The organism is Clostridia bacterium, assembly GCA_024685775.1.
GTDB lineage: Bacteria > Bacillota > Clostridia > Christensenellales > CAG-1252 > CAG-1252.
Genome location: JAIKVL010000020.1, coordinates 1 through 11,666, shown reverse-complemented (window position 1 = coordinate 11,666; position 11,666 = coordinate 1). Strand labels below are relative to the sequence as shown.

General features: G+C 50.3%; 14 protein-coding genes and 1 tRNA gene. 12 read left to right on the top strand and 3 right to left on the bottom strand.

Annotation, left to right across the window (positions count from 1 at the left end; genetic code table 11):
- The 9 genes from K5753_03905 to K5753_03865 form a co-directional block, all read left to right on the top strand.
- On the top strand, positions 1-341 hold a 341-nt coding region (locus tag K5753_03905; protein MCR4726345.1), incomplete at its 5' end, for a flavodoxin.
- On the top strand, positions 338-790 hold the full coding sequence (locus K5753_03900) for a low molecular weight phosphotyrosine protein phosphatase (protein ID MCR4726344.1): 453 nt from the start codon (positions 338-340) through the stop codon (positions 788-790). The genes K5753_03905 and K5753_03900, both read left to right, overlap by 4 nt.
- A 143-nt stretch (positions 791-933) precedes the next feature.
- Positions 934-1,707 (top strand): hypothetical protein, encoded by a 774-nt coding sequence (locus K5753_03895; GenBank protein ID MCR4726343.1) that lies wholly within the window; start codon positions 934-936, stop codon positions 1,705-1,707.
- A gap of 2 nt (positions 1,708-1,709) precedes the next feature.
- Positions 1,710-2,606 (top strand): DUF1624 domain-containing protein, encoded by an 897-nt coding sequence (locus K5753_03890; protein MCR4726342.1) that lies wholly within the window; start codon positions 1,710-1,712, stop codon positions 2,604-2,606.
- Positions 2,607-2,806: 200 nt separating this feature from the next.
- Positions 2,807-4,285 (top strand): DUF1846 domain-containing protein, encoded by a 1,479-nt coding sequence (locus tag K5753_03885; GenBank protein ID MCR4726341.1) that lies wholly within the window; start codon positions 2,807-2,809, stop codon positions 4,283-4,285.
- A 54-nt stretch (positions 4,286-4,339) separates the two neighbouring features.
- A complete protein-coding gene (locus K5753_03880; protein ID MCR4726340.1) occupies positions 4,340-5,506 on the top strand; it encodes a ribose-phosphate pyrophosphokinase in 1,167 nt (388 codons plus the stop codon).
- Between the two features lie 11 nt (positions 5,507-5,517).
- The gene (locus tag K5753_03875; protein MCR4726339.1) at positions 5,518-6,165 is read left to right on the top strand and encodes an MBL fold metallo-hydrolase; all 648 of its coding nucleotides are present in this window, start codon (positions 5,518-5,520) and stop codon (positions 6,163-6,165) included.
- A gap of 191 nt (positions 6,166-6,356) precedes the next feature.
- Entirely contained in the window at positions 6,357-8,087 is a 1,731-nt protein-coding gene (gene rho, locus K5753_03870) for a transcription termination factor Rho (protein ID MCR4726338.1), read from the top strand.
- Between the two features lie 85 nt (positions 8,088-8,172).
- Positions 8,173-8,262, top strand: a tRNA-Ser gene (locus K5753_03865).
- A gap of 103 nt (positions 8,263-8,365) precedes the next feature.
- On the opposite strand, the gene K5753_03860 is transcribed toward K5753_03865, so the two are convergent.
- From K5753_03860 to K5753_03850, 3 genes are read right to left on the bottom strand one after another with little or no spacing between them, the layout of a single operon-like run.
- On the bottom strand, positions 8,366-9,499 hold the full coding sequence (locus tag K5753_03860) for a site-specific integrase (protein ID MCR4726337.1): 1,134 nt from the start codon (positions 9,497-9,499) through the stop codon (positions 8,366-8,368).
- Positions 9,500-9,943 carry a hypothetical protein gene (locus K5753_03855; protein MCR4726336.1) on the bottom strand — a complete coding sequence of 148 codons (444 nt, stop codon included), beginning with the start codon at positions 9,941-9,943 and terminating at the stop codon, positions 9,500-9,502. It abuts the gene before it with no gap.
- 10 nt (positions 9,944-9,953) lie between these two features.
- Positions 9,954-10,592 (bottom strand): helix-turn-helix domain-containing protein, encoded by a 639-nt coding sequence (locus tag K5753_03850; protein MCR4726335.1) that lies wholly within the window; start codon positions 10,590-10,592, stop codon positions 9,954-9,956.
- 117 nt (positions 10,593-10,709) lie between these two features.
- Here K5753_03850 and K5753_03845 point away from each other — a divergent pair, with 117 nt between their 5' ends.
- The 3 genes from K5753_03845 to K5753_03835 all read left to right on the top strand — a co-directional run.
- Positions 10,710-10,958: a helix-turn-helix transcriptional regulator gene (locus K5753_03845; protein MCR4726334.1), complete on the top strand. Its 249-nt coding sequence runs from the start codon at positions 10,710-10,712 to the stop codon at positions 10,956-10,958.
- 67 nt (positions 10,959-11,025) lie between these two features.
- On the top strand, positions 11,026-11,298 hold the full coding sequence (locus K5753_03840) for a hypothetical protein (GenBank protein MCR4726333.1): 273 nt from the start codon (positions 11,026-11,028) through the stop codon (positions 11,296-11,298).
- An 89-nt stretch (positions 11,299-11,387) separates the two neighbouring features.
- On the top strand, positions 11,388-11,666 hold a 279-nt coding region (locus K5753_03835; GenBank protein ID MCR4726332.1), incomplete at its 3' end, for a helix-turn-helix domain-containing protein.

Below are 11,666 nucleotides of genomic sequence, written 5' to 3'. Positions count from 1 at the left end.
TGAATAAGAATTCCCGAAGCAGCGTCGAAATGGCGGATCGTTCCGCGCGCCCCGAGATCGGAGTAAGAACCGATCTTTCCTCTTACGACGCCGTCTTGATCGGCTTCCCGATCTGGTGGTATCGCGAGCCTTCGATCATCGCCACCTTCCTCGAATCGTATGATTTTTCGGGAAAAACCGTCGTTCCGTTCGCGACGTCGGGCGGATCCGGTCTCGGCGATACGGCGAAAAATATGCGCGCGCTCGCGCCAGGCGCCGTCGTTCTCGACGGGAAAAGGTTCAAAGCGTCCGCAAATGAGCGGGAACTCAAAGAATGGGCGGATGAGGTGCTCTCGCGTTGAAAAGAGTGCTGTTCGTTTGCCATGGGAATATCTGTCGGTCGCCGATGGCGGAGTACGTTTTTCGCGATCTTATCGAAAAGGCGGGATTGTCGGACGTGATCGAAGTTTCGTCCTGCGCGGTTTCGCGTGAGGAGATAGGAAATGACGTGTACCCGCCCGCAAAGCGCGTTTTGTTGGATCACGGCGTCCCTTGTCCGAGTCGTCACGCGCGTGAATTTACGGCGGAAGACGCGGAAAAGAACGATTTTATCCTTTGTATGGACGAGAATAATCTCTATCGTCTGAAACGCTATTCGGTCGATTTATCCAAGGTTTCGCTTCTCGGAGAGCACGGACTCGGCGGAAAAGAGATCGAGGATCCTTGGTATACCGACCGTTTCGATCGAGTGTATCGCGAGATCGAGACTTGTTGCGCGGCGCTTTTGAAAGAGCTTTCGCCTTCCGATTGAGCGGGATTCGGGTTTTCTCGCTGTTTTTCCAAAAACGTTTACTATTCGACCTTATTTATGGTATAATTTTTCGTAGAAAAAGGGAATATCTTTTTTATGCGGGTTTTTCGAATTCGTTCGGAAAGCCGAGATTCGGGAGAGAAATGAAAAACGGTATTTTTATGGCGATCGTCCTCGCCGTTTGGGGTTTCTTAAAATTGTTTTTCAAACTGCTGAAAACGACGATACAGGTCCTCAGCAGTCTTTTCGTGTTCCTCGGCTTGTATATTCCTTTGTTTTACGTCTTTTTCGGCTTGATTTTGCTTGCCGCGACGGATTTTACCTTCGGCGGAACGGGGACGGATCAGGTCTTGTACTACATAGGGCTCGCGCTTTGTTGCGTCGCGTCCGCGATCATCACGATCCGCAATCTTCTCGTTCGCCCGATCTCTTCGATCTTTGCTTCGTTCCGAAAACCGAAAGAACCTTCTTATTCTTCCGATCGAGATCGCTCGGATCGTCGCCCGCGTTACGCGATCGAAGCGGAAAGCGCGGATCGCTCGGAGTACAGACGGCGCGACGGCGCGTGTTTTTATCGCGAGGGTGATTACGGTTACGGCGAATCGTATCCTTCGGATCGTTCGCGCGCTCGAGGCGACTTTTACGGAGAAAGAAGAGAGAGACCCGACGAGGATCGTTATGAAAGGGCGGATCGTTTCCCGCCGTTTCCCGACGGACCCGCTTCTCGAATGGACTCGTATCGCGACGATCCCTATCGCAAAGATCCTTATTCTTCCGAACGCGCGGAAAAACCTCTCGTCTATCACAGCAAACGTCGTCCGGGCGTCCTCGTAAAGGAATACTCGGATCGCTTCGAATTGTTTTCCGACGGCGCGAACGGCGTCCGTTATTTGGGAACGGAGTATAAGGACGAGTAAAAATGTTTCTCTCCCCGGACGAAAGATGTGTTCCGAATAACTATCCTCGCTCGGAGCGCGCGCCCCGCGCTCGAATTTGGGAGCTGGATTTTCTCCGTGGGTTTACGATCTTTTTGATGTGGATCGATCACTTTATGTTCGATCTTTGCGCGACTTTTTCCGACGTTTGGGCGGAAAAGGGCGGCGCGGCGCGCGTCGTCGCGAAATTCGCTTGCTGTTGGTGGGATCACGGAGAGAGTTGGATCGGTTCGACGCGCGACGTGATCCAAATGATCGCGTTATGCGTGTTCTTCGGGCTTTGCGGCGGTTCCACGATTTTCAGCCGAGACAACGCCGCTCGCGCCGCGAAAACGATGATCGCGGCTTCTGTCATAACCCTCGGGACGTATCTCGCGTATCTCCTCGGGATCGTGGACGGCGGCTATATCATCACCTTCGGCGTCTTGCATATGCTTTCGTTTGTCACGCTCATCGTTTCCGCCGTGTATCAGTTGACGCGGCTTGCGAAAAAGAGGGCGGATCTCGTTTTCGTGATCGTCAGCGCGCTTCTCGCCGCGGCGGTTTTCATTATAAACGCGTTTCTGAATCGGATCGAACCGACGCAGCACGACGTCTTGATGATGTTTCATATGAACTTCGCGCACGGAATGGATATGGGGGATTATTTCCCGTTGATCCCGAACCTCGGCATCGCGTTTGCCGGCGCCGCGGTCGTGACCCTTTTGTATTCTTCGGGAAAGTCGCTTTTGCCCGCGCTCGACGGAAAATGGAACGCGCCGTTTCGCTTTATGGGTCGCCACACGCTCGTGATCGTCATTATCCATCAGGTCTTCAACTTGCTCCTGCTCGCGGTTATTACCGCTTTGTTCGTAGATTTCGGTAATTTCGTGCTTTTTTGATCGCTCGTGCCGCGCTTCAAAAAGAGGTTTTTACCTCGTCCGAAACGTGAGCGTTCGGGAGATGAAAAAATGTTTTTTTGTGGCTTGACGTTTATATTTCTTGACATAGGCGCGCGCGAGAATTATACTGAAAACGATATGGTAAACGTTGGGTGCGGAAGCGCTCGGCGAAAGGTTTTATCTTTTACAAGGGATGTTTTATGAAAATCGGTTTTGATAATGCTTTATATGTAAAGAAACAATCGCAAGCCATCATTGAACGTATCAACAGTTTCGGCGGAAAACTCTATCTCGAATTCGGCGGGAAGCTTTTCGACGATTATCACGCGTCGCGCGTCCTTCCGGGCTTCGACGTGAATGCGAAGGTCAAACTTCTCCAAAAATTAAAGGATAAAGCCGAGCTCATCGTGGCGGTCAACGCCGCCGATCTCCAAAAGAACAAGATCCGCGCCGATATGGGCATCGATTACGGTCACGACGTTATGCGGACGATCGATAATATCCGCGCGCTCGGGATCTTCGTCGGCAGTATCGTTATAACGCAGTACGAGAACCAACCCGCGGCGGATCTCTTCAAAAAGAAGCTCGAACTTCGCGGCGAAAAGGTGTACATCCACACCCGTACCAAGGGCTATCCGACGGACGTGAACACGATCGTTTCCGACGAAGGCTACGGTAAAAACCCGTATATCGAGACCACGCGCCCCTTGATCGTCGTTACCGCGCCCGGTCCGGGAAGCGGAAAGATGGCGACCTGCCTTTGCCAGCTTTACCACGAAAGCAAAAGGGGAGTCAAGGCGGGCTATGCGAAATTCGAAACCTTCCCGATCTGGAATATTCCTTTGAAGCACCCGGTCAACGTCGCTTACGAAGCGGCGACCGCCGATTTGAAGGACGTCAATATGATCGACCACTTCCATCTCGAAGCGTACGGGACGAAGACCGTCAACTATAACCGCGATATCGAAGTTTTCCCCGTGGTCAAGGCAATCCTGACCCGCATCCTCGGCGAATGCAGATACCAATCCCCGACCGATATGGGCGTCAATATGGCGGGCTACGGAATCGTGGACGACGAGGTCGTCCAAGCCGCGGCGAAGCAGGAAATCATTCGCAGATACTATCAAACCCTTTGCTACTATAAGCAGGGCAACGCCGAGATGGAGACCATCAAGAAACTCGAATTCTTGATGAGCGAACTCGGGCTTTCGGTCGCGGATCGCAAAGTCGTCGCGCCCGCGCTCGAAAAAGCGAAAAAATGCGGGAAACAGGTCGTCTCTCTCGAACTTCCCGACGGAAAGATCGTGACCGGAAAGACGACGGATGATCTTGAAGCGGCTTCCAGCGCGCTTTTGAACGGGATCAAAGTCCTTGCGGGCATCGCCGATCCGATCAAGCTGATCGCGCCCGCCGTTATCCGACCGATGGTCAATCTCAAAAAGAAGACCTACAAAGAGCGACATTATCAATTAAACCCGTCCGAAGTCCTTATGGCTCTCGTCGTCAGTCAGACGAGTAACCACGCGGCGGAGCTCGCCGTCCAGCACTTGAAATACTTGAATGGTTGCGAAGCGCATTCGACTTGTATTTTAAGCGGGGCGGATGAAAAGCTTTTCAAAAGGCTCGGCGTCAATTTGACTTGCGAACCGGAATTCCCCGACGCAAATTTATATATGTAATCGTTCGGTTCGCGCCGAAGAGCGCGAGCCGTTACTATATCTAAGGAGGAAAATATGGCAACTTCGTTTTTGGAAAAGGCATTTGATTTTGAGGCGCATCTTCCCGAGATGGGTATCATTGCGATGGCGGGAGCGCAAGAACTCGGACATCGCATTGACAAATATCTCGTTCAGTGGTATAATGAAGAAGCGGCAAAGCACGGAAAGTCTTTTACGAAGAACACGTTTATCATCGATCACGGTTGCTTGCGCTTTACTTCTGGCGACGCGAAGGCTTTGATCAAAGAGTCCGTTCGCGGAATGGATATCTTCATTATTTGCGACGTAGGTAATTACAGCATCCGTTATAATATGTACGGGATGAACGTCCCGATGTCGCCGGACGATCACTACGCCGACCTGAAAAGGATCATTTCGGCGATCGGCGGTAAGGCGAAGTCCATCACCGTCATTATGCCGATCCTTTACGGCGGCAGACAGCATAAGAGAAGCGCGCGCGAATCTTTGGATTGCGCGATGATGCTCCAAGAGCTCGAAGCGCTCGGCGTCAGCGAGCTCATCACCTTCGACGCGCACGATCCCCGCGTCCAGAACGCGGTTCCTCTTATGGGATTCGACAACTTTATGCCTTCGTATCAAATCGTCAAGGCTCTCTTGAATCGGTTTGACGATCTGCGTTTGGATAAAGATCATTTCATGGTCGTCAGCCCGGATGAAGGCGCGATGAACCGCAACACGTTCTACGCGGCTTTGCTCGGCATCGACCTCGGTATGTTCTATAAGAGGCGCGATTATTCGACGGTCGTTAACGGTCGTAACCCGATCGTTGCGCACGAGTATATCGGCGATTCTCCGATGGGAATGGATATCTTCGTTTCAGATGACCTCATCGCGACGGGCGACAGCCTTATCAACCTTGCTTCTCACATCAAAGAGAAGGGCGCGAACCGCATCTTCCTCTCCGCTACGTTCGGGCTGTTTACCGAAGGCATCCAAAAATTCCGCGAGGCGTATGAAAACAAGCTCTTCGACGCCGTTATTACGACGAACCTGACCTACGTCCCCGAAGAGCTCAGAAAAGAGCCTTGGTTCATCGAAGCGGATATGGCGAAGTACAGCGCCTATATCATCAGCGCCTGCCATCAGAGCTGTTCCGTCAGTAAATTGCTCGACCCGCACGATAAGATCGTCGAGCTCGTCGAACGATATAAAAACAAATAAAGGAGATTTTTATGATTCTGAAACCGCTTGGGCATTCGTGTTTTCTGTTGAAAGAAAGCACCGGCACTACGGTCGTTACCGATCCCTATTCCGAGGATATAGGGATCAAACTCCCGCCCGTTTCGGCTGACGTCGTGACGGTAAGCCACCATCACAGCGATCACGACAACGTGAAAGCGATCGCGGGCAACCCCCTCGTCATCGATTCTCCCGGAATGTTCGAAGTCAAAGGCGTCCATATTATGGGCGTCGACGCGAAACACGACGCGCATAACGGGAAACTTCGCGGCAGTAACATCGTTTTCAATTTCAGGATGGACGGAGTCAACGTCTGCCATCTCGGCGATATCGGGCATAAGCCGTCGCCTTTGATCATTGAAGCGATCGGTCCCGTGGACGTCCTTTTGATCCCCATCGGCGGAAATTTTACGATCGACGCGGAGATCGCGAAAGAGTACGTGGACAAGCTTCTGCCGAGCGTCGTTATCCCGATGCATTATAAGAGGGATTCGATTCATCTCGATCTGGAAAAGGCGGATGCGTTCCTCGATTATTTCGATGAGGAAGACGTCGTATACCTCAAAAAAGATGAGATAGAATTCGATCGCGCCGACTTCGACGACGAATACAACACCAAAGTTTATATTTTTGAAGATTGATTTTCGGTCAATACTTTCGACCGTAGATCACATACCATTCGATTAAGCCGTTTCCTTTACAGCGAATTTCCCGCTGTAAAGGAAACCCGAATTTAGGGAAACGGCAAGGCTTGACGAGGCTTCTCGTCTATTTGATTTCTCAAACGCATAGTATTAAAAGATCCGATTTCGGAATTTTTTTGGAGGATTTTATGGATAACAAAATCACAATCGGCGATATTACGCGCGAATATTTGGACGGGCTCAGTATTCACGGGATCCGCACGCTTGCGCGCGACATGGGTGTCCCCCATCCGACGTCTTTGAAAAAGCAGGAAATGATCGATAGCATTATTGATATCAAAGACGGCAAACTGAAACCGCAACCGGCGAGAAAGGCGGGGAGACCTCCAAAAGCCGCAACCGCTCCCGAAGAAGGGGTGCAGCCTGCGGAAACGGTCGAAAAGCAGCCGGATTCTTCGACTGCGGCTTCTGCGCCGATCCCTTCGTCGGGAAGACGCAATTATTCGCAGAGACCGCGCATCATCCACCATTCGACCGAATGGTTGCAGCAGGGCGATCCCGGCGAAGCGAGACCGAAACCGAATCCTTCTTATGCTCAAAACCCGAACAGTGATCTCGCGACTTTCATCGAGAGGACGAAAGATCAGTATTCGGAACCGTACGATCGTTTCCAAGAGCGTCCGTCCTCCTTGGAACGCTATATCGATCAAAAGCAACGCGAAGTCAGGATGCAGGATAAAGTCTTCGTCTCGGAATTCGATCCGGAATTTCTTCAAACCTGCGAGATTCGCTCGGGTATCCTCGAAGTCTTGCCCGACGGTTACGGATTCCTGCGCGCGAATAATTTCCGAAACAGCTCCAAGGATAGCTACGTCAGCACCCTTCGCATCAAAAAATGCGGGCTTCGTCCCGGCGATATGATCAAGGCGTATTGCAAAGCCTCGACCGAGGGTAAGCCGCCTGCGGTCATCGCGGTTTCGGAGATCAACGGCGTTAAAGTCGAAGACTCCTTCAAACGTCCGAGATTCGACGATCTCGTCCCGATCTTCCCGAATCAAAAGCTCCGCTTGGAGATTCCGAACGTCCGCAACGAACTCGCGGCGCGCGCGATCGATTTGATTGCTCCGATCGGAAAAGGACAGCGCGCGATGGTCGTCTCGCCGCCGAAAGCAGGTAAAACGACTCTTCTCAAAATGATCGCGCATTCGATTTCGGTCAATTCCCCCGAAGTCAAGCTTATGGTTCTTTTGATCGACGAGCGCCCGGAAGAAGTTACCGATATGCAGCGTAGCATCAAAGGGGAGGTCATTTACAGCACGTTCGACGAGGAGAGCGACAATCATATAAAAGTCGCGGAATTGGTCTTAAATCGCGCGAAAAGGCTGGTTGAGCAGGGCGAGGACGTCGTCATTTTGCTCGATAGCTTGACGAGGCTCGCGAGAGCGAATAACGTCGTCGTTCCTTCCAGCGGAAAGACCCTCTCGGGCGGTGTGGATCCCGTCTCTCTTTATTTCCCGAAACGCTTCTTCGGCGCGGCGAGAAATATCGAAAACGGCGGAAGCCTGACCATCATCGCGACCGCGCTCATCGACACGGGCAGCCGTATGGACGACGTCGTCTACGAGGAGTTTAAGGGAACGGGTAATATGGAGATCCACCTCGACCGTAAACTTTCCGAAAAACGCATTTTCCCCGCGATCGACCTCAATCGAAGCGGAACGAGAAGGGAAGAGCTGCTCCTTACGCAGAAAGAGCTCGAAGGCGCGTATTTGATCCGCAAAATGCTCTCTGCGGGCGATAATCAGGAAGCCGCGGAAAGCATTATCGGCTTGATGCAAAAGACGCCGAATAACGATGAACTCATCAAGCAGCTGAACTTGCAAGTCCTCGCGATGCAAAAAGACGGGTATCGTTATTGATTTTTGAAAGGAAAAGCAAGTTGTTTCCGAAAAATCGGAAATATGCTTGCTTTCATCCGTGTTTTAGTGTATAGTAAATAGCGTTGGAGAGATGGCAGAGAGGTCGAATGCACATGATTCGAAATCATGCGTACCTTCACCGGTACCTAGGGTTCAAATCCCTATCTCTCCGCCAAGAGCAAAAAACCGCCTTTTTAGGCGGTTTTTTCATAGTTTTTGCTATTATTTAGTATTGTTTTATTCTGTTTTTTACCCATTTTGTGACAACAAATGTGACATTAAAGAAGCGATATGATTTTCGCTTTATCGGACTGCCAAAAATGCCCGTATGTTTGGAGCACTTGTTCGGGAGTGTCCCCGATCAATTCAGCGACGACCATATAATTCGCGCCGTGGTGGATGCACATTGAGACGAAGCTATGCCGCAGCTCGTGAATCTTAACGTGCGGGACGCCCGCCGTATCTTGGTATTTGTAGAAAGCGCGGCGAACGCTCGTGTCGGGAAGGGGGCGGTCTCCACCGAAAAGGAAGTCTCCGCTCTTGACGGTTTGGACGTAGGCATCGAGCTCGTCTTTCAAACGGCGCGCGACCGGGAGCGTGTTATCGCGGCGCGCTTTGGTCTGCGTTACCTTGTACGAGGATCCGTCGAGCGTCTTCTTGCTGACGGTCTTATTTATGCGGAGCGTCTCACCGTTATAGTCCGCGCGGGTGAGAGAGAACGCCTCGCCCATTCGGCAGCCACACCAAAAGAGCAGGGTGAAGAGTGCGTGATACATCGGATCATCCACGACGGCGATAAATTTGTCAAAATCCTCTACCTCCCATATCGTGTATTCTTTTTTCGCGCGCGCTCGGCTTGTGTACGACTTCGGGAAAGGCACATTCTTGAGCGGGTTTTTGATATCGTAGCGCGTTTCTACCCAGTTGAGGAATGTATTGAAAAAATTGCGGACGGTCTTGACGTGCGCATAAGAGAACGGTTCCCCGTTCTTTTTTCGGAAGGCGATTAGGTCGTCCTGCCAGCGATAGAGGTCACCTTTTTCGATGGACTGCACATCACAATCAGCGAATACCGGGAGAATGTGATTCGTGAAGGCGGAGCGGATCGCGTATTGTGAAGACTCTTTTTGAGTCGAAGATATGAACGCGAGATAAGACGGATACAGCTTCCCGATCGTCACGACCTCTTTTGCGGGTTCGGGCTTTTCGGTAAGGAGATCGCAAGAGGATGCGATAAAATCGGCGTGAGCACGGCTTGCAAGCGTTTTTGAGGTATACCCCGAGAGGACCTTCTGCCGTGGACGGAAAGCGGCGTCGTACACGCGAAAAATGACATCGTAGACCGTTTTCCCGTTTTTTAACTTCCTCTCGCGCAAAGAGAACTTTGTCGATGTTATATAGTATTTTTCCATTTAGAACACAATTTTTTTGCGCCTGTTTTTTTGCCCGTATGGCAGGGCATACAATCGTTCGTCCTTTTCAAGATACCAATCAAAACCTTCGTTTATCAAATTAAACACTTCCCCATCCGGCGCGTACCAATCATGCTTGTTTGCTTCGTCCAGATAGTTGTTTTCGATAAGTGCGTCTTTTACCTTTTTCCCGCTCTCCACAAAAACCATATACAGGACGCCAAAATCAAAACGGCAGAACGCGAGGAAGTGTCCGATCTTCCTTGGGTTTGCCTTCTTGAACTCTTCAGCAAATGTAAGCAGTTTTCTAAAGTTATCCGAGTCGTCGCGCCTGTGCCTTTCATTTTTTGCTTTTTGATTATTATGATATATCGTGTATATAAGCGCTAAAATAATAAAGATAGCGATGGGCGAGAATATTGCTCCGAAAGAAGATATTATCATAGTTCACCTCCTATCGAACGTCGCTTTGAAAGGCTACGGCTTTTCCGATGATGCGGATCTCGTTGAGCTCGTCTCCAACGTAGACGAGCGGCTCATACTTCGGGTTTTCGGCTTGCAACACGAGCTTTCCCTTCTCGGGGTAGTAGAAGACGCGTTTCAAAGTCGCGGCTTCCCCGATGATGACGGCGGCGATCTGACCGTTTTCGACCATATCTTGTCTTTGTATGAAGACGATATCTCCGTCGAGGATCCGAGCGCCTATCATGCTATCGCCTTGACATTGAAGGCAAAAGTCCGCTTTTACGGTTGTGCCCGCTTCGACGTAGCTTTCGCGATCCTCGGATGCGAAGATCGGCTCCCCACAGGCAACACGACCAAGAAGGGGGAAACGTTGCTTCGTAATAGGAAGGATGTTTGTAAAGGTATATTCCTTTCCCGCTGGCTCACGATCTTCCCATCCCATCAAGTAGGCGGGCGACGTCATAAGAGCTTTTGCTATTTGGTCAAGAACGGTCGCAGGTACACTCTCTATAAAACCACTTTCATAGCGGTATATAGTTGTTTTTGCTTTTCCTATTCTTTTTCCGAGCGTCTCCGCGGTAATACCAAGTTGCTCTCTACGCTCTTTTATTCTATTCCCGATATCCATAATAGTACCTCCGTACTTATATTATAGCACCACTGTCGCATATTTGCAATCCAAACCTAAAAATATTTCAAAAAAGTTGCAAATATGCCTTGACAGGGATTTTTGCGATATGATAATATGGTGGCAGGTGCAGATATGCAACCAACAAATGGAGGTATGGCAATGTTAGACAAAAACAAACTCAAAGCAAAAATGATCGAAAAGAACATAAGTACGAAGGAACTCTCGGAGAAAATCGGAATAAATTGCGCGACTTTCTATAGAAAAATGGCGAAAGGCTCGTTTTTTGTCGGGGAAGTAGCAATTATTGGTGCTTACTTGGAATTGTCTGCGAAGGAACTTCACGCCATTTTTTTTGCCAAATAAGGTGCAGATATGCAACTTTATAAAATGGTGAATCTATGAGTAAAGAGGAAGCAAAGGAGGAGAGAAGATGACAAACGAGGAAGTATTAGATGAATATTTTGCCAACTTACATATCCAACATGGCGATGAAGGTGCTTCCTTCAAATATATCCGAGATTATATCGGCGTCGAAGAGGTAATGGCTCGGCTCGGCGTAAAAGAGGCGAAGGCGTACGAAATGCTCCGTGTTTGGAAGTTCCAACTTAGAAAGGAAGGTCGAGACAAACTGGATCTCCCGGCGAAGATTACGATCGAGGACTACTGCCACGTACTCGGGTTAGACATTAGGCGATTTTTCTGACACCCGCGTAAGCGGGGACGCGCCTTTATATCTATCTTATTGGAGGGAAGAGAACGATGAGATTAAAAGAGATTATCCAAAAAAAAGAAATGATGGCAAAGGACCTCGGCGCAAAAGTCGGGCTGGACGCGGGCAATATCTCCCGCATCTTGAACTTTCGGATGCTGCCGATTCCCTCGACGCTCAACAAGATATGCGAGGTTCTTGAGGTCGAGCCGCTTGACATCTACGATCGCGACGAAGTGACTCTTGTGCCGCCGATGAAGGGGAAGACGACGCGCCACACCGACGGGACCGCGCGAGGATATAACCTTTGCATTATGATCCCCGAGAAGTACAGGGACAAGCTGTCGTGCTGGATCAAAGAG

Coding starts and splice junctions, on each gene's coding strand:
- K5753_03895 (MCR4726343.1), top strand. CDS start 934: ATGAAAAACGGTATTTTTATGGCGATCGTCCTCGCCGTTTGGGGTTTC.
- K5753_03845 (MCR4726334.1), top strand. CDS start 10,710: ATGGTGGCAGGTGCAGATATGCAACCAACAAATGGAGGTATGGCAATG.
- K5753_03875 (MCR4726339.1), top strand. CDS start 5,518: ATGATTCTGAAACCGCTTGGGCATTCGTGTTTTCTGTTGAAAGAAAGC.
- K5753_03855 (MCR4726336.1), bottom strand. CDS start 9,943: ATGATAATATCTTCTTTCGGAGCAATATTCTCGCCCATCGCTATCTTT.
- K5753_03890 (MCR4726342.1), top strand. CDS start 1,710: ATGTTTCTCTCCCCGGACGAAAGATGTGTTCCGAATAACTATCCTCGC.
- K5753_03885 (MCR4726341.1), top strand. CDS start 2,807: ATGAAAATCGGTTTTGATAATGCTTTATATGTAAAGAAACAATCGCAA.
- K5753_03880 (MCR4726340.1), top strand. CDS start 4,340: ATGGCAACTTCGTTTTTGGAAAAGGCATTTGATTTTGAGGCGCATCTT.
- K5753_03850 (MCR4726335.1), bottom strand. CDS start 10,592: ATGGATATCGGGAATAGAATAAAAGAGCGTAGAGAGCAACTTGGTATT.
- K5753_03860 (MCR4726337.1), bottom strand. CDS start 9,499: ATGGAAAAATACTATATAACATCGACAAAGTTCTCTTTGCGCGAGAGG.
- rho (MCR4726338.1), top strand. CDS start 6,357: ATGGATAACAAAATCACAATCGGCGATATTACGCGCGAATATTTGGAC.
- K5753_03840 (MCR4726333.1), top strand. CDS start 11,026: ATGACAAACGAGGAAGTATTAGATGAATATTTTGCCAACTTACATATC.